This is a genomic window from Streptococcus sp. HMSC072D03, assembly GCF_001812855.1.
GTDB lineage: Bacteria > Bacillota > Bacilli > Lactobacillales > Streptococcaceae > Streptococcus > Streptococcus salivarius_D.
This window is the reverse complement of record NZ_KV810610.1, coordinates 76,559-94,478: the sequence shown is the minus strand read 5'-3', so window position 1 is coordinate 94,478 and position 17,920 is coordinate 76,559. Positions and strand designations below refer to the sequence as shown.

General features: G+C 38.3%; 18 protein-coding genes and 1 pseudogene. 5 read left to right on the top strand and 14 right to left on the bottom strand.

The window, feature by feature from the left end; genetic code table 11:
* Nucleotides 1-82: 82 nt before the first annotated feature.
* From HMPREF2877_RS00910 to HMPREF2877_RS00895, 4 genes are all read right to left on the bottom strand, one after another.
* Nucleotides 83-1,051, bottom strand: coding sequence for an ROK family glucokinase (locus HMPREF2877_RS00910; RefSeq protein WP_004182728.1), 969 nt, complete (start codon nucleotides 1,049-1,051; stop codon nucleotides 83-85).
* Nucleotides 1,044-1,250, bottom strand: a complete 207-nt coding sequence (locus HMPREF2877_RS00905) for a YqgQ family protein (protein WP_004182729.1) — start codon at nucleotides 1,248-1,250, stop codon at nucleotides 1,044-1,046. The genes HMPREF2877_RS00910 and HMPREF2877_RS00905 overlap by 8 nt, the downstream gene beginning before the upstream one ends.
* An 86-nt stretch (nucleotides 1,251-1,336) precedes the next feature.
* Nucleotides 1,337-1,789, bottom strand: coding sequence for a Fur family transcriptional regulator (locus tag HMPREF2877_RS00900; protein ID WP_004182730.1), 453 nt, complete (start codon nucleotides 1,787-1,789; stop codon nucleotides 1,337-1,339).
* Between the two features lie 88 nt (nucleotides 1,790-1,877).
* The gene (locus HMPREF2877_RS00895; RefSeq protein ID WP_004182731.1) at nucleotides 1,878-2,399 is read right to left on the bottom strand and encodes a Dps family protein; all 522 of its coding nucleotides are present in this window, start codon (nucleotides 2,397-2,399) and stop codon (nucleotides 1,878-1,880) included.
* A 109-nt stretch (nucleotides 2,400-2,508) separates the two neighbouring features.
* On the opposite strand from HMPREF2877_RS00895, the gene HMPREF2877_RS10475 reads away from it, so the two are divergent.
* On the top strand, nucleotides 2,509-3,180 hold the full coding sequence (locus HMPREF2877_RS10475; RefSeq protein ID WP_004182732.1) for a prepilin peptidase: 672 nt from the start codon (nucleotides 2,509-2,511) through the stop codon (nucleotides 3,178-3,180).
* Nucleotides 3,181-3,197: 17 nt separating this feature from the next.
* Here the strand turns inward: HMPREF2877_RS10475 and HMPREF2877_RS00890 are convergent, their stop codons facing one another.
* From HMPREF2877_RS00890 to HMPREF2877_RS00865, 6 genes are all read right to left on the bottom strand, one after another.
* Entirely contained in the window at nucleotides 3,198-4,556 is a 1,359-nt protein-coding gene (locus tag HMPREF2877_RS00890) for a serine hydrolase (protein ID WP_013990793.1), read from the bottom strand.
* A gap of 97 nt (nucleotides 4,557-4,653) precedes the next feature.
* Entirely contained in the window at nucleotides 4,654-5,259 is a 606-nt protein-coding gene (sodA, locus tag HMPREF2877_RS00885; RefSeq protein WP_004182735.1) for a superoxide dismutase SodA, read from the bottom strand.
* A gap of 95 nt (nucleotides 5,260-5,354) precedes the next feature.
* Nucleotides 5,355-6,389 carry a DNA polymerase III subunit delta gene (gene holA, locus HMPREF2877_RS00880; protein WP_004182736.1) on the bottom strand — a complete coding sequence of 345 codons (1,035 nt, stop codon included), beginning with the start codon at nucleotides 6,387-6,389 and terminating at the stop codon, nucleotides 5,355-5,357.
* 67 nt (nucleotides 6,390-6,456) lie between these two features.
* A complete protein-coding gene (gene ppc / locus HMPREF2877_RS00875; RefSeq protein WP_004182737.1) occupies nucleotides 6,457-9,279 on the bottom strand; it encodes a phosphoenolpyruvate carboxylase in 2,823 nt (940 codons plus the stop codon).
* Nucleotides 9,280-9,454: 175 nt separating this feature from the next.
* Nucleotides 9,455-9,850, bottom strand: coding sequence for a DUF4430 domain-containing protein (locus HMPREF2877_RS00870; protein WP_004182738.1), 396 nt, complete (start codon nucleotides 9,848-9,850; stop codon nucleotides 9,455-9,457).
* Nucleotides 9,847-10,320, bottom strand: coding sequence for a membrane protein (locus HMPREF2877_RS00865; protein WP_037605591.1), 474 nt, complete (start codon nucleotides 10,318-10,320; stop codon nucleotides 9,847-9,849). Before HMPREF2877_RS00865 ends, HMPREF2877_RS00870 begins: the two co-directional genes overlap by 4 nt.
* Before the next feature lie 289 nt (nucleotides 10,321-10,609).
* Here HMPREF2877_RS00865 and HMPREF2877_RS00860 point away from each other — a divergent pair, with 289 nt between their 5' ends.
* From HMPREF2877_RS00860 to HMPREF2877_RS00845, 4 genes are all read left to right on the top strand, one after another.
* Nucleotides 10,610-11,338, top strand: coding sequence for a metal ABC transporter ATP-binding protein (locus HMPREF2877_RS00860; protein WP_013990797.1), 729 nt, complete (start codon nucleotides 10,610-10,612; stop codon nucleotides 11,336-11,338).
* Nucleotides 11,328-12,167 (top strand): metal ABC transporter permease, encoded by an 840-nt coding sequence (locus HMPREF2877_RS00855; protein WP_004182741.1) that lies wholly within the window; start codon nucleotides 11,328-11,330, stop codon nucleotides 12,165-12,167. The genes HMPREF2877_RS00860 and HMPREF2877_RS00855 overlap by 11 nt, the downstream gene beginning before the upstream one ends.
* Nucleotides 12,168-12,205: 38 nt before the next feature.
* A complete protein-coding gene (locus HMPREF2877_RS00850) occupies nucleotides 12,206-13,132 on the top strand; it encodes a metal ABC transporter substrate-binding protein (protein ID WP_004182742.1) in 927 nt (308 codons plus the stop codon).
* Between the two features lie 79 nt (nucleotides 13,133-13,211).
* The gene (locus HMPREF2877_RS00845) at nucleotides 13,212-13,859 is read left to right on the top strand and encodes a metal-dependent transcriptional regulator (RefSeq protein ID WP_070578068.1); all 648 of its coding nucleotides are present in this window, start codon (nucleotides 13,212-13,214) and stop codon (nucleotides 13,857-13,859) included.
* Nucleotides 13,860-13,909: 50 nt separating this feature from the next.
* Here HMPREF2877_RS00845 and htpX read toward each other — a convergent pair whose 3' ends face one another.
* From htpX to HMPREF2877_RS00825, 4 genes and pseudogenes are all read right to left on the bottom strand, one after another.
* Nucleotides 13,910-14,809 (bottom strand): zinc metalloprotease HtpX, encoded by a 900-nt coding sequence (gene htpX, locus HMPREF2877_RS00840; RefSeq protein WP_004182744.1) that lies wholly within the window; start codon nucleotides 14,807-14,809, stop codon nucleotides 13,910-13,912.
* A gap of 1 nt (nucleotide 14,810) precedes the next feature.
* Nucleotides 14,811-15,371: a LemA family protein gene (locus HMPREF2877_RS00835; protein WP_004182745.1), complete on the bottom strand. Its 561-nt coding sequence runs from the start codon at nucleotides 15,369-15,371 to the stop codon at nucleotides 14,811-14,813.
* A gap of 148 nt (nucleotides 15,372-15,519) precedes the next feature.
* The gene (locus tag HMPREF2877_RS00830; protein ID WP_004182746.1) at nucleotides 15,520-16,521 is read right to left on the bottom strand and encodes a DNA/RNA non-specific endonuclease; all 1,002 of its coding nucleotides are present in this window, start codon (nucleotides 16,519-16,521) and stop codon (nucleotides 15,520-15,522) included.
* Between the two features lie 145 nt (nucleotides 16,522-16,666).
* Nucleotides 16,667-17,920 (bottom strand): annotated as a pseudogene (locus HMPREF2877_RS00825) (alpha-1,3-glucanase); the annotation flags it as partial.

Below are 17,920 nucleotides of genomic sequence, written 5' to 3'. Positions count from 1 at the left end.
AGCTCAGCTAATTGTAAACGTTTTTCAACAAGAAAAAGGTGCTGTCCACCTATAATTGGTCAGACACACCTTCTGTCATTCATTAGTTATCAATTGTAAGTGCAAGACTAGCAGCTCCGATGATACCAGCATCATTTCCAAGTTCTGCTAATTTCACTTTTGTTGTACGGCGAACTTGTGGGAATGCATAACGTGTAAAGTATCCTTCGACACGGCTACGCAAGAATTCACCAGCTGCTGAAACACCACCACCGATGACAACTGAATCTGGGTTAAGAATATTTGAGATATTTGCTGTTGCAAGTCCGAGGTATTCAGAGACTTTGTCAACGATGCTATCAGCAAATTTGTCGCCTTCGGCAGCGGCAACGAAAATATCTTTACTTGTTACTTGCTCACCATTATCTACAGCAGCTTTAATAGAAGAGTCACCTTCATATCCTTCTGCTAAATGACGTGCCAAACGTACGACACCTGTTGCAGAAGCTACAGTTTCCAAGCATCCTTTGTTTCCGCAAGTACATTCAAATCCTGTTTCAGGCTCAACGATAATGTGGCCAATTTCACCACCAGCACCGCCAACACCATGGATCAAGTTACCATCAGCGATAACGCCGCCACCAACTCCTGTTCCTAATGTCACAAAGACAACATCAGGATTGTTAGCACCAGCACCAACCCAACGTTCACCGAGGGCAGCAACGTTAGCATCATTATCAATTGCAAATGGAATACCGAGTTCTTTTTCGATGATAGATCCAACTTCTTGAGTTTCTGCCCAGTTCAAGTTGAAAGCACCAGTGACCGTTTTATTTTCACGATTAACAGCTCCTGGAGAACCCATACCAATTCCAATGAAATCTTCTGCAGTAAGTCCGTACATTTCCAAACGGTGTTTCAAAGACTCCACGATGTTAGGGACGATGTGACGACCATTTTCAAGCGTATTTGTTTCAATCGCCCATTTTTCTTGGACTTCACCTTCTGAAGTCAAAATACCAAATTTAACAGTTGTTCCACCAAGGTCAATTCCCAAGAGTTTTTTACTCATTTTCTTTCTCCATTTCAATGCGATGTTCACGTCGTAAAATCATTTCAGCAGTAAGATAGTTGTCCTTATCCACCAAACCATTCTGGTAGAGGGCTTCTAACTCAATCTTCATCATTTCGATATCATAAAGCCTTTTCCCTAGGTAAACTACTATGCCAAACTGTTTCAACAACTGTTGAACGTCATATAAAGTTTTCATAGCAATATTTTAGCAAAAAGCTTCTGCCATGACAAGATAGTTTTGAAAACCTTTACAGATTATTGTATACTTCAAAAAAACCTGAGTCATTTAGACTCAGGTTTTTGACAATTCGGGCAAATCCCATGTAAAATCATCTGTTCACGAGTAATGCGAAATCCTGTTTGTGATTCTACCTCTTCCTTGAAAGACGGAATCGGTAAGTCTAAGTCAGTAATGTGACCACATTTTTCACAAACAATGTTTAAGTGGTCATGCCCCATAAAATCATAATAGGTTGTATTATCATTATTAACCTTAATTTCAGAGACAATCCCTTCTTCAACCAACACCTTCAGGTTGTTATAGACCGTCGCTAAACTCATCCCAGGATTGTCAGGGAGTAGGTCATAATATATCACATCTGCACTAGGATGTTGATCAGACATCATCAAATAGCGAATAACAGCTTTACGAGATTCCGTCAACCGAATTCCTTTAGCTTTTAACTGATTTAGGACATCTTCATAAACGCCTAGACTACGTCGATGTACAGACATATCGCCACCCCCCCTTCTTCTAAAAGTATTTTACGTCTATTATACACTTTTAGAGGAACTCTTGACAATCATCTTAACTCAAAAATGCTTATCTCAAGCCTGGCGCTTGTCCAAGCTCAGCAGTCAACATCCAGATTGTCTTATCAATTTCAGATTTAGCTGCAGTGAAGATATCATTTGAAGGAGCATCTCCTTCTTCATCTGTGATATCCAAACCAACTTGGAACAATACTGACAAATATTTGTATGTATCAACCAATAATTGAATTTGATCAGACATTGGTTTATCAAATGTACCAGTAGTTTCAGTCAAGCCTGAATTGGATGAAAATTCTACCAAAGTTGAGTATGGTTCCCCACCAATAGTAATCAAACGCTCACTAATAACATCAAGATGAGCATTCAAACTATCCATCAATTCATCCATTTTTGGATGAAGATAGAGGAAACCAGGACCACGCATATACCAATGAACTTGGTGAACGATCGAAGCTGCTACAGACAAATCAGCAACTGCTTGATTCAAAACTGCTTTAGTTTTTGTATTTGAGGGTGTTTCAGCTTGTTGGTTAACTGTTTCATTGATTGTTTCTTTAATTGAATATACCATATTAATTCTCCTTATTTAGAATTACTATTATTTATATTTTTATTTTAGAATATTTCTAAATAAGATGCAAGCAAAATGTTTTTTCTCACTCTTTTTCGAATAATTAGGTATGTTAAGTATTATTTATTTTTTTCTGGGAGCCTCTTTAGGTTCATTTATCGGACTGATTTGTGATCGTTTCCCTGAGAAGTCGATTATTTTTCCTAGTAGTCACTGTAGTCATTGCAAGCATCAGTTGCGTTTTTTCGAGATGATCCCTATCCTCTCACAACTTTTCTTAAGATCTCGATGTCGATCATGTCAGACTTCTATACCTCTTCGTTACCTCTTTATGGAACTATTTTGTGGAGTAATATGCCTGCTATATTTCTATGACTTTTTGAGTCTTGAAGTAACCTACTTTCTTTACTTCAGCCTTTGTTTATCAATTTTTGATTTGAAGCATAAATCCTATCCGCTTCTGATTTGGATAGTTGGAACACTCCCGCTCCTATTCATGGGAAACCACTATCTCACTTTTACCTTAGGACTCATATTAGCAATTATATCCTATATTAAACGTTTAAACATTGGAGAAGGCGATTTTCTCTACTTAGCTAGTGCCTCACTTATTTTCCCACTTTCAAAAACACTACTAATTATTGAAATTGCCTGCCTATTAGGACTAGCTTACTTCCTTCTACGAAGAAATCTCAAGGAATACATCGCATTTGTTCCATTTCTTTTTCTCGGGATAGTACTCCTTACTTTTTGTTCAATTGTGATAGAAAAAAGCCGATAAACCTCGGCTTTTTTCTATTAGTTCATATTAACACGGTGCCACTCATTAATGACATAACAAAGCATCTCTAATTGTTGCAGTCCTACATTATTAATTTCTGAAGTCTCTTCGTCCGAACCACCTAAATAACGTGTATAAATGGCTATAAGATACGGTGTATCTTCCATCACGATAGCATCAACATTTAAGGCTTCACGGACATAACCTGGTTTCTGATAAATAGTCAATCCTTGATTATATGTTTTATAATAATATTCTGGGAAAGACTCTCCCAAATATTTGAGAATATCTTTATAATCCTCTTGGTGTTTCCAAAGATAATCCAAAACTTGGATATAATAATCCGTTGTTGTCTTATTACCATGCATTTGGATAGTCTTCACTTCACCTTTTGATTTACCGTATTTATCGAGCATACCATAGAATTTTTCCATACCACCAAGGCGTTCTGCCAAAGCGTAGGCTGGTGTATTCTCTGAGTAAACTAGAGAATATTCCTGCATCTCTGGAATAGTCATTGAACCACCAAAAGCAGCAACATAATTATCATGTTCACCCTGATACTCATACTCAGTATTAGTAATATCAAAACGTTCAGTTAAAGAAAGTTTGCCCTTATTAACCTCATCCATGACCAGCATGTTTAGTGGCAATTTATAAGTTGATCCTGCAGTCATTGGCTGAGTATCATTCATAGAGTATTGCTCATTTGTCTTGGTATTTTTATATGAAAAGGCAATTTGGCTAGACTCAATACCTTGGTCAGCCATAAATGCTTCAACCACTTGGCTCAATGTCATGTTAGCATAATCATAATACAATCCATTACCATACATGGTATCTGCATCTGCTTCCATGACTGCTTGTTTAGCTTCGGCTGATTTATTAGTTGGAGTTACCTTTTCCTCTTTTTCTTTGTCTTCTTTTTTAGTGACTTTAGAATTAGAACCGAAGATATTTCCAAGGCTACCGGTGTTACTAGCTTGTTTACCACGTCCTGCTAAAGCAAGCATAGCAACAAATAAAAGAATTACCAAAACACCTAGGAAAGCTAAGATAAGATAAGCTTTTTTATCATCACGAGATGATTTTGATCTAGATTTCTTAGAGCGCTTACTTCTAAGTGCCAAAGTTTCAGTTTTTGCTTCTTTTTCCTTGTGCTCTACTGGTACTACTGTTTCCTCAGTTGCTTTCTGGTCTACTGATTTTTTAGAAGTCTTTTTAGTATCTTCTTTTACTTCTTTTTTGTTGCCTTTCTTGACATCTTTATTAGTGTCTTTTTGAAGGTCTTGTTTTAACGAATCTTTTTTCTTATCTTTAGTTTTTCGGCGATTTCCACTATACTTTTTGCTTGAATGTTTTTCCTTTTTTTTCATAACAATTATAGTTTAAGATATAATTCACTAAAAATCAAGGAGATTTTACAATCATATTACAAAAAAATCATCCCCAATAGTGAGGATAATTTTAAACTTATTTAGCTGCTGCATAAAGCTCAGCAACTTTATTCCAGTTAATGATTTCAAAGAAAGCTTTGATGTAGTTTGGACGTACGTTACGGTAGTTTAGGTAGTAAGCATGTTCCCAAACATCAAGTGCCAAGATTGGTTTCTTACCGTCTGAGATAGGAGTGTCTTGGTTAGCAGTTGAAACAACTTCAAGCTTACCTTCAGCGTTAACAACAAGCCATGCCCAACCTGAACCAAAACGAGTTGTTGCTGCCGCTGTGAAAGCTTCTTGGAAGGCTTCAAATGAGCCGAAAGCTTCGTTAATAGCAGCTGCTACTTCTGCAGTTGGTTCTTGTTTTTCAGGAGACAAGAGTTCCCAGAAAAGTGCGTGGTTAAGGTGTCCACCACCATTGTTAATAAGTGCTTGACGGATATCTGCTGGAATTTGTTCCACGTCAGCCAAAAGTGCTTCGAGATCTTCACCAATTTCTGGGTGTTTTTCAAGAGCAGCATTAGCATTTGCTACATAAGTTGCGTGGTGTTTGTCGTGGTGAAGAGTCATTGTTTCAGCATCAATGTATGGTTCCAATGCATCGTAAGCGTAAGGAAGGTCTGGAAGGATAATTGCCATAGTAAAGGTCCTCTTTTCATTTTTTCTTCATTTTACCGTAAAGTGGTAGAGCTTTCAAAAATTTTGCTTACAAAATCAAAGAAGACTCTAAATCTCTAGCGGTTTGATACGATTTTTAGAAGTGCTAAATCAAACAAGTAATCTTTATCTAAAGTTCCTGTTTTTATCTGGTAATCTGTCTCTACTAAAATCTTAATCGTCATTTTTAAGAATGCTACTGACAAAGGACGGCTATCTCTCAATGCAAAACGAACCTGAAATTGGTTAACTTTACGCCCTAAATAATCTGACAGACTTGAAACAATTTGCTGCTCACTTTTTCCTTGAGCAGATAAGAGTTTAACCTGTAAATAGGTACGAAATTGTCCCAACATCACAGCAATCAACTTAATCTCATCTTCACCCTGAAGCCGTAAATCATGAACCAATTCACGAACACTCTGAATCTGACCTCGCAAAAGTAGTTGCGTCATATCAAAAATATTATCTTGCAAACTTTTCGGAATGGCTTCAGCAATATCTTGCGATGAGATAATTCCTTCCGTTTTATATCCCTTTAGAAAAGCTAAGTTTTTTTGAACATCTGAAAAGTCAAAATTTGACTTAATCAAAAGTTCCTCAAAGACTCCTGTATCAAATGTAAGCCCCTCTTGATGCGCCTGCTTTTGAAAATAGGTTCTAAGTTCTGCATCTTTCAAGGGACTGGCTTCAAGCACCATGGCATCACGCTTGAGAAGTTTGACTAAACGACGCTTTCCATCTAGCTTTCCTGCAGACATCAAGACAAGACGTGTTGTTTCAACAGGAGACTCAAGATAATTTTCAAGGCGCTTCAACTCTTTCTCATCCAGATATGATTTTTTAGCAGTAGTCATATCTGCGAAATGATCAAAAATAACCACCTTCTCATCTGCAAAAAAAGGCATGCTTTCTATATCGAGCTCAGCATCTTGATAATCAGTCTCAGACATATCAAAATAAGAATAGGTTAAGTCACTCGGATCAAAACCAATTTGTTTTAAAAATTTTTCTTTAGCTTGACTATACTGCCCTAAATCCTCGCCCGCTAAGACCGTTATCATGGGGAGCTTTTCTTTGGACAGCTTTTCAATCGTTTCCATAGCAATCATGGTTTTATTATAACAGAATTTTCACCATAACAAAAAGCCCACCACCAAAGTGATGAACTTTACTTTATTAACCAGAGTTACGAAGACCTGTTGCAATACCATTGATAGTAATGTGAATAAGGCTAATTTCGTCATCGGTCAAATCATTGTTACGAAGACGTTTAATCAATTCAATTTGGATGTAGTTCAAGACATTGAAGTATGGCAAACGGAAGTCCAAACTTGCTTTAAGCGATGGACTCTCATCAAGGAAGCCATCATGTTTTTCAATGGCAAGAATAACATCCTTAGTCATCTGCCACTCATCCAAAATAATATTGAAGACACTGCGTACTTCTTCACTCTCTGCCAATTGTGCATAGTGGAAGGCGATATTCATGTCTGATTTTGAAAGCACCATGTCCACGTTTGACAAAAGTGAACGGAAGAATGGCCATGTTTCAAACATATGTTGAAGTTTCTCGAGGTTGCCTTCTTCAGCTTGGATAAAGCGATTAAAGGCAGAACCCACACCATACCAACCTGGGAACATGATACGATTTTGTGACCATGAGAATACCCAAGGAATCGCACGAAGACCAGAAATCTCAGTAATTGTCTTACGAGCCGCTGGACGAGAACCGATATTCAAACTTGAGACTTCTTTAATAGGGCTTGCTTCAAAGAAGTAATCATAGAAATGTTCGTTTCCAAAGACAAGATCACGATAGATAACATTAGAATCATGAACAATACCGTCCATAATTTCACGGAAATCAACCAATTCATCTGGGTCGGCAATTTGACGTGTTACCATACGGTCAAGGGCAGCTGAAACAAGCATTTCAAGATTGTAGTAGGCAGCATCCTTATTACCATATTTATTACCGATAACTTCACCTTGCTCAGTCAAACGGATACGGTCCTTAATGGTACCAAATGGTTGAGACGTAATAGCATCGTATGATGGGCCACCACCACGACCGACAGTACCACCACGGCCATGGAAGAAGGTAATCTTAATGCCACGCTCTTCACCAATCTTAGTCAACTCATTTTGAGCTTTGTAAAGCGTCCAACCTGAAGACAAGTAACCACCATCTTTGTTAGAGTCTGAGTAACCCAACATGATTTCTTGGTAGTTGTTACTATTCTTGATCCAACGTTTAACGATATCATAACCAAGATATTGTTTCATGATATCATTAGAGTTTTCCAAGTCTTCGATAGTTTCAAAAAGTGGAACAATTTGGACACGCGCACGTTCAGTATCAACCAAACCAACTTCTTTAAGAAGGATAGCCAACTCAAACATATCAGAAACGCTCTCAGTGTGAGAAATGATATGTTGTTTGATGACATCTTCACCGATATAGTCTTTCAAGAGACGAGCAGTGCGGAAGATTGCCAATTCTTTTTCAAGTGTTTCAGACTTAGGCACATTAGTTGATGACAAGGTACGAGGATCTTCTTGCAATTCTTTAAGAAGAACAGCAACCTTTTCAACCTCTGTTAATTCACTATAGTTATCAACAATATTTGCAGATTTAAGCAACTCTGCTACACATGCTTCATGAACACTTGAATCTTGACGCATATCGATTGTAGCAAGATAGAAACCAAAGACTTCTACAGCTTGAAGAAGCTCTTCGAAATCACCTGAAATCAAGACAGCATCGTCGTTTTCAAGAAGTGAATTTTTGATTGCCAAAAGATCATCATGGAAGGCATCTGCTGTTTCGTAGAATTCTGTTGTTTGTTGTGAGACAGCTTGAAGACTTTGGCTGAGACGTTGTTGCACGTAATCAGCTACTACTTCACCTGTTGAAGCCGAACCCAGACGAACATTTTCAGAAAGGCGTTTAGCAACTCTTTCCTTGCTGAAGTTCCCTTCTTTAAAGAAAAGAAGTGTTTGAATCAACTTAGACTGGATGTAACTGAAAGCACGACGGTAAGGTTCATTTTCACGATAAACAGATGTATCTGGAGAATGTTTCGCCATCTCTGCTACTGTATCTGAAACCTCAGTCAAGCGTGATGAGAGGGAGAATGAACGGTAAAGATTATCAACTTTTTCGATATAGTAGTTGAGGATAACTTCACTTTGCAATGTTGCAGAAAGTTTAAGAGTTTCTGCTGTTACAAATGGGTTCCCGTCACGGTCACCACCAATCCACATACCCATAGTAATAGGTGTTGGATTGTCAAGTTCAATACCTTTTTCAACCGCTAAACGTTTGAATTCATGTGATAGGTTCGTAATCGCCTTAATCAATGAGGAGTTATAATACTCCATAACGTTAGTGATTTCGTTTTTAACCTTAAGTTTTTTCTCACGAATGATATCTGTTTGCATCATAATTTCTACATAACGACGCAAATCTGCATACCATTTATCCTTGTTAATAAGACCAGCCTTAACATCACGATGCTTACGAAGAAGTTCGTGAATGTGGTTAGTCAATTCAAGCATAGTTTTACGTTGAACCTGAGTTGGGTGGGCTGTCAATACTGGCACGACATTGACATGTTCAAGAATGTCACGTGCATTATCACTTTCAGCGACAACATCAAAGGTTTCAGACAACTTACCTAGATAAGATTCATCAATATTGTTCTTGTGGTTGACTTCATAAGCCAAATCCACGTCCTCAGAGATATTAATCAAGAGAGGTAACAAAGAGAAATAACGTGATGCAACGACCATATCGTCATTCGTCATTTCTGAAATGGCTTGTGTAAGGGCCACATAGTCACCTTCATCATAAAGTTCAACCAAATGTTGGATAGTTGTGAGACCTTGCTCTCCAGCCATGCCTCGTGTTGCATCATCCAACAATTCTTTCAAGATACCAACTTCTTCAGAGATGATTTCCTGGTTGTTACTGCTTTCCAATTTGTTAAAAGCCAAACCGTATTCTCCTTACTTTATGTAGTACCCTTTTATCATATCACTTTTAAAACAAAAGTAAACTATTTTCCTTTAAATCGTCAGTTATTTTGCAATTTTCCGACTTTTCCAAACAATTTTTTAAGCCCATTTCCGAACTTTATTAAAAAAAGACTCTGAAACAGAGTTCAGAATCTTAATTATACTTTTTTTGATAGAATTTGATTTCATCGCCATCTTCAACCTTAAGTTGGTTGGCTGCTTTTTCACCAAGTTTCCCATTAACATCAAACATCCAATAGATGCCCTTATCTTTATCTTGAGAAATACCATCAATCTCAGTGATGAAGCCATCATTTTCTTGAACAGGATATACCTCTTCCAAGACATCAAGCACTGTATCCCCTTTTTGGATTTCTACTGATTTTTTCTTACTTTCCTTTTCCGTTTTCAAAATCAAAGTCACCTGACCTTGAACCTTAGACTGATGATTGTTTGTGCTACTAGTAAGTTTAGCTGCCTCATTTTTTCCACAGGCTGCTAGGGTAACAAGTGATAAGGCAAGAAAGAGATAAGTTAATAATTTTTTCATTTCAAAAACCTCCTAAAAATAGACTGGATGAATGGATAAAATAGAAGCGTCGATACTGCATGATAGGTGTCGTAAAGTAGACCAGAAATAACAAAGGTAATCCCACTTTTAAATAGAAGACCATACCCATAATCAAGGAGAACCCCATAGAAAAAGGACAAAAAAGTTACCAAAGCAATCTGCCAGACAAGTGATAACCTAGGTGCAATCAAACTCCAAAGAGCCATTAAGACGCCGAAGGCCAGAATCTGATTAAAGACCCAGGGACCAAAACCAAAGATGAATCCTGAGATGGCCATGGTTAAAGCCATAATCAATAGACCATCTACCAAACCCAAATAAAGAACAGCCACAAAAAACATAGCTGTAATAGGCTGAATATTTGGCAATCCTATAAATGCTGACCGTAATCCTACTGCCAGAGCTGACAGAATAGCTATCCGAGCCATTCGTTGAATCGTTAGTTTCATATATCTATTATGCCAGAAATAAAGAAATATGACTAGTTTTTAAAAATAAAAACTAAAGATTTCTTGAAATACAGAGTGAGATCATACAAATTGTAGAAAATAATGTTCCTTGTTGCCTCTCCCAAATATCAAACAGTTTGAGCAGGCTGAATATTTGATATAAAAAGTGTACTCTCATTCACTATCCTCTGTCATCTTGATAACACTAAATAATTAAGTTATGTTAATTATAAAAGTTAACTTGACTTAATTATTATTTTAAAGTATATTAAACTTAAGGAGGCAACTAATGATCCAAATCGAAAATATTAATGTGTCTTACCAACAGACATTGGCTCTAGATAATATCACCTTAAACCTAGACGGACCAAGTATCACCGGAATTATTGGTCCTAATGGTGCTGGCAAATCAACCCTAATTAAAGCACTTATTGGTATTATCCCTCACTCCGGGCAATTCCTATTCAATAAACAGCCTATTCGTCAGCAATTAAATCGTCTTTCCTATGTTGCACAAAAGGCGGAAATTGATTTTAACTTTCCAATTACTGTCAAAGAGTGCGTCTCTCTAGGCCTCTATTCCAAAACCAAGTTCTTTAAACGTCTAACTAAAAGAGATTGGTCTAAGGTCACAAAAGCTTTAGCTCTACTCGGTTTAAATGATCTGGCCCATCGCCAGATAAGCCAATTATCAGGGGGCCAATTTCAACGGGTTCTGATTGCTCGTTGTCTTGTACAAGAGGCAGATGTCCTCCTATTAGATGAGCCCTTCGTTGGGATCGATTCTGTTAGTGAAGATATTATCATGAACACCTTGAGGGAACTTAAGAAACAAGGAAAGCTTATTCTCATTGTTCACCATGATTTGAGTAAGGTCCCTCATTATTTTGACCAAGTCATCCTCCTCAATCGTAAATTGATTGCTAGCGGGCCTACTAATCTTATTTTTAATGAGGATAATCTCCGTAAAACCTACGGTAACAGTTTATTTTATAAAGGAGATGCAAATGTTTTCTGAATTTATTGATGGTTTGCTAAATTTCCACTTCTTGCAGAACGCCCTTATAACGGCTTTAGTTATTGGAATTGTCGGGGGGGCTGTTGGTTGTTTTATTATTCTAAGAGGTATGTCACTAATGGGTGATGCGATTTCACATGCGGTTTTACCTGGCGTAGCCATTTCCTTTATCTTAGGTATCAATTTTTTCATAGGAGCCATCGTCTTCGGTCTTTTAGCTTCTACAATAATTACCTATATCAAAAGCAATTCCATTATTAAGAGTGACACAGCAATCGGTATTACCTTTTCAAGCTTTCTAGCTCTTGGCATTATTCTCATAGGTGTCGCAAATAGTTCCACAGATCTCTTTCATATTCTCTTTGGAAATATTCTAGCTGTACAAGACTTGGATATGTGGATAACGATTGCCGTTGCCCTTCTCGTACTAACAACAATAAAAATTTTCTTTCGTCCTCTACTCCTGACATCCTTTGATCCAATCTTAGCTAAGTCTATTGGAGTTAGAGTCACCTTCTACCATTACTTACTTATGGTTATTCTCACCTTGGTTGCTGTGACTGCTATGCAAAGTGTTGGCACTATTCTTATTGTGGCTCTTTTAATCACACCGGCTGCTACCGCCTACTTATATGCTAATAGTCTTAAAACCATGATTCTCCTCTCATCAGTTTTTGGGGCCCTAGCCTCTGTTCTAGGTCTTTTTATAGGCTATAGTTTTAACATTGCGGCCGGTTCAAGCATTGTGTTAACATCTGCCCTTCTCTTTCTCATCAGCTTTTTCATCGTCCCTAAACAGAGTGGCATGAATAAGACTTATCAACAATAAAATAAAAGGATGAAAATAATATGAAAAAAATACTATCTATGAAAAAAATACTATCAACAATGGCACTATTACTTTTAGCGGTAGTTGCTTTAGCAGCGTGTAATAATAAACAAGACAGTAGCAAAGATAAATTACGAGTTGTTACGACTAATTCCATTATTGCCGATATCACCAAAAATATTGCTGGAGATAAAATCACTCTCCACAGTATTGTCCCGGTTGGTAAGGACCCTCACGAATATGAACCTCTTCCTGATGATGTAAAGAAGACGTCACAAGCTGACTTGATTTTTTATAACGGTATCAATTTAGAAACTGGTGGGAATGCCTGGTTTACTAAGTTGGTCAAGAATGCCCATAAGACAGAAAACAAAGATTATTTTGCAGTTAGTGATGGTGTTGAGGTGATTTACCTTGAAGGTCAGTCAGAAAAAGGTAAGGAGGATCCCCACGCTTGGCTTAATCTGGAAAATGGGATTATTTATGCACAAAATATTGCTAAGCAACTCATCGCTAAGGACCCAAAAAACAAGACCTATTACGAAAAGAATCTAAAAACCTATACTAACAAGCTTAGTAAACTGGACCAAGAAGCTAAAGAGACCTTTAACAACATTCCCGATGAAAAAAAACTAATTGTCACTAGTGAAGGATGTTTCAAATACTTCTCTAAAGCCTATGGAGTACCATCTGCCTACATATGGGAAATCAATACTGAAGAAGAAGGTACACCAGACCAAATCAAAACGCTTGTGGAAAAACTCCGTCAAACCAAGGTGCCAGCACTCTTTGTCGAATCTAGTGTCGATGACCGCCCTATGAAAACAGTCGCTAAGGATACCAATATTCCTATTTATGCAAAAATTTTTACAGATTCTATTGCTGAAAAAGGGCAAAACGGTGATAGCTACTACAACATGATGAAATATAATCTGGATAAAATCACCCAAGGCTTGAATCAGTAAAAATCTTATCTAAGAAATATTCTGTATTCTTATGATAAATCTGTTATACTAAGGTGAGACTATTTTCAAAGGAAGAGAAATGACACCTAACAAAGAAGACTACCTCAAATGTATCTATGAGATTGGTACTGAAGAAAGCAAAATAAGCAATAAGGAAATCGCAAACCGTATGCAGGTGTCTCCACCTGCTGTGACGGAAATGATTAAGAAATTGATTTCTGAAGACCTCATCATCAAAGACAAAGTCAAGGGCTATCTTCTAACGAAAACTGGTAAAATCAATGTTGCTGAACTCTATCGGAAACATCGCCTCATCGAAGTCTTTTTGGTGGACCACTTGCAATATACTTGTGACCTAATTCATCAAGAGGCTGAAATTTTAGAGCATACTGTCTCTGAACACTTTATCAATGCCCTTGACCGCCTACTCAATTACCCCCAAACCTGTCCACACGGTGGGCGAATCCCCAAGTCAGGCCAGCTCATAGAGGAAATCTACAACCAGACTTTTACACAAGACCTAACTCCTGGAGACTATGTACTTCGTCGAGTTCAGGATCAAATTGATTTACTCCATTATTTGGAAACTGTCGGTCTTAAAATTGGAGTAACTTTTACCTTGAAAGGCTTTGACCCTTTTACACAACTCTACCGCCTGAATATTGATGGAAAAGAAATTCAAATTCCAGAAACTGTTGCTAGCAACCTTTATATTGAATCAAACTAAAAAAGCGAGGCTGATAAACACCCTTAGAAGTGTCATCAGTCTCACTTTTTTTACATTTGTTTCAAGCGTTCCACCCGTTCTGAAATTGGTGGGTGCGTATAAAAGAGCTTCTGCAAACCAGATTCCTTTTTAGGATCGTTGATATAGAGAGCTGCGCTAGCATCATCTACGTGATGTTGCATCGGTTCACTATGATCAAGTTTAAGCAGAGCATTAATCATACCTTGTGGGTTACGTGTCAATTCGACGCTAGAAGCATCAGCTAGAAATTCACGCTGACGTGAAATAGCCAACTGAACCAGGGTAGCTGCCAAAGGCGCCAAAATAATGGCAATCAAGGAAATAATGAGAAGAATAATTTCCAAACCGCTACTTCCATTACGGTCATCATCATTTCTACGACGGCCTCCACCCCAGAACATCATATTACGAGCCATCCCAGCTAGCATGGTAATGGCAGATGCTAAGGCAACTGCTATGGTAGAGATTCGGATATCGTAGTTGCGAATATGACTCACTTCATGTCCGATAACCCCTTCAAGCTCCTCACGATTCATAACTGCAAGAAGACCGGTTGTAGCAGCTACTGCAGCATTCTTAGGGCTTGATCCAGTCGCAAAAGCATTCATAGAAGGATCATTGACAATAAAGACACGTGGCATTGGGATTTGTGCTACCATAGCCATATCCTCAACCACATGATAAAGGTTTGGAGCGGTTTGTTCATCAACCTCTCGTGCACCATTCATAGCCATAACGACATTGGTTGATTGGAAAATCATGGTAACGGCATAGATAAAACCGATAACTAGAGCAAGAATCAAACCACCGAAGCCTGAACCTAACCAAAGATAGCCGACACCATAACCAACAAGGCCCAACAAGAGGAAAAAGACCAGGAGCAAAAGCCAAGTCTTTCTCTTATTTCGAGCAATCTGATCAAATAACATATTAGTTACCTAGTCCACTGAAATCAACCTTAGGAACAGCTTTTTCTTCTTCTGGTGTTTCAAGGAATTCAGCAGCCTTAAAGCCAAACATCTTAGCAATAACATTGCTTGGGAATGTTTCCAATTTCACATTGTAGTTACTTGTCACACTGTTATAAAGTTGACGTGAATAGGCAATTTTGTTTTCAGTGTTCGTCAACTCTTCTTGAAGCTGGCTGAAGTTTGCACTAGCCTTAAGGTCAGGGTAACTTTCAGCTACCGCAAAGATTCCAGAAACCTGGCGTGTCAATTCATCACTAGCACGCATCGCTTCTGCTGGCGAAGTCGCCGCTGCTACTTGATTACGAAGTTCTGCTACTTTTTCAAGCGTTGAACCTTCGTATTTTGCATAACCTTTAACAGTTTCAATCAAGTTAGGAAGAAGGTCATTACGACGTTTCAATTGAACATCAATTTGACTCCATGCCTCCTTAGTCTGCATACGGCTTTTAACCAAGCCGTTATAACTTGCAATAACAAAAATTACAAGAACAACGATAATGGCAATAATAATCCAAATCATATTTCTATTCCTTTCTTGTACTGAAAAAGAGTCAATTAACCTCTCTTTCAAGTATCTTTGATAGTCTCAGTATATCAAATTTTCAGATGAAAGTGGTAAAATCTGAGTCGTTTTACAAAAAAACTGGACAAGATGTCCAGCTTTTGTATTACTCTTTAGACGTGTGTCGTTTACCTTGGGCTAGGGCATCTGCCTCTGTCATTGTAACGACATTTGCTTTGTTGGTATTGCTAGGCATACTGTTGATGTCATACCAATAAACATCTGCTGTTCCATGACGCGCCACATAAACTGTTCGACTTTCTTCTTGTGAAGGTTGCACAGGCTCTGGCTCAGAACTTGGTTGTTCAGTCACCTGTGAACTCTCAGAACTAGGCTCAGATGGCGCTTCAGTAAATTCAGTAACCGTATTTGTCGCTGTCCCATCTGCATAATTGATTTTTGCATTTGGTGATTGGTTATCCAAGATAACATGCGTAACTCCCTGACTGTCAAGAGTCTCCTTATCTCCACCAAGTTTAATTTCCAAGAGATTTCCAGAACCATCAATACCAACATACTGAAGTTCTACTTGACGAGGCAACAACTCATCTCCACTGTAGATAGCTGTTACCTTATAGTCTAACCAATAGTTAGGGTGGAGTGCTAGCCAGTTATCCAAGCGATTCTCGTAATAAAGCATACCTGACTGATTACCTTCGTCGGTTCCTTTATAATTTCCAGAATTCAACCAGGCAGTCATAGGCACTAAATTCTTGCCCTCGTCATTGACACCAGAAAACTGATAGCCAATCAAATGCCCTCGATTCATTAGCCAAGATTTTGATTTACCGTCACCATAATAAAACTTATAGTTATGCCATCCTACAGGATCATATTTTATTTTACCGGGACGCTTATTCTTCGGCTCGTCCTTATCTTGTAACTGTATATGAGCACTGTGGGCACGTCCTAACTGGTCCTTCTCCTCCATGACAAACTGCTTTTGACCATTAAAAGTCAAGATACCATTGTTCTCATCCGCTTGAACCACTTGAGAGCTCACAGCCGAAGATTGTTTGCTAGTATCAAATGAAAATCCGAATCCTAAAGTAAATACTAAAACAAGAAGAGCAAATAAACGAATCCTACTATTTCTTTTTTCTTTCATCACTTAACTCCTTAATTTTTCTTATCACTTTAATTATACAGGACCAAATCAAAGTGGATGATTAAAAATAAAGAATAATGATATTAGGTATCTTAGAGCTTGCTTAAAAACAAAAACACCCAATTTAATGGATGTTTCTTACCTATTATTTACCTGCTTTTTTACCTTGTTTTGTAAGATAAACTGTAGATATACTTAGTGCTGCAGCAACTCCGACAAGAAGGAAGACCGTTGTCGTATTAGACTTACCTTTTTCTTTTGAAGTGCTAGCCTGGCTTTCAGAACTCTTGGCCACCTGTTTTGCCTCAGTTGCTTTATCAATACGGGCGACATTCTTAGGTGTGTCATCCTTCTTGCTTTCCGCCAATTCTGACAAATCACTGCTAATCTCTTTGGCAACACCTTCAGAGCTTGTAAGTGATGCCGCTTCTGAGGCTAATGTTTCAGAGGCCATAACCGCCATAACTTTACTTGCAATCACATCCACAGACTTCTCATTCAAAAGAGAATTAAAGCGAATAGCTTCTGAGGCGAGCTGACTGCTTGTTACAGAGATTTTTAGGTCATTGTTATAAGCGACCTGACTATTTGGGGAGATGCTGACAACTTCAGATGTACGTGCTGTTGTTGGAGCTTCAGAAACATTGACATCGACCTGACTTGTTGAACCTTTTTCAATAACTTCTGAAGAAACCTCGCTAATCGGATCCTTTTGTGTACTTTCTGAAGTTGGAGATTTCTCTGGGCTGTCAGAAGTAATTGCTACGTCAACCTGACTAGTAGATGAAGCTACTGAAGTTTCCTCATTCTTTGGTGACTCAGAGGCTGGAGCAGTTGAGCTTCCCTCACTCTTTGGTGTTTCTGATGCTGAAGTTTCGGAAGCCACTTCACTTGTTGAGGATTCAGAAACTGGAGTGCTTGAACTTTCCTCACTCTTTGGTGTTTCTGATGCTGATGTCTCGGAAATTACTTCACTTGTTGATGCTTCGGAAACCGGAGTGCTTGAACTTGCCTCACTATTTGGTGTTTCTGATGCTGAAGTTTCAGAAACTACTTCACTAGTTGATGTCTCAGAAACTGGAGTGCTTGAACCTGCCTCACTCTTTGGTGTTTCTGAAACTGAAGACTCTGAGATCACTTCACTGTTAGAAGTCTCGGAAACTGGGGCGCTTGAGCTTGCTTCACTCTTTGGTGTTTCTGATGCTGAAGTTTCGGAAACTACTTCACTGTTTGATGTCTCGGAAATTGAAGTACTTGAGTTTTCTTCACTCTTTGGTGTTTCTGAAACTGGAGTGCTTGAACTTTCCTCACTCTTTGGTGTTTCTGATGTTGAAGTCTCAGAAACTACTTCACTAGTTGATGCTTCGGAAACTGGAGTGCTTGAACCTGCCTCACTCTT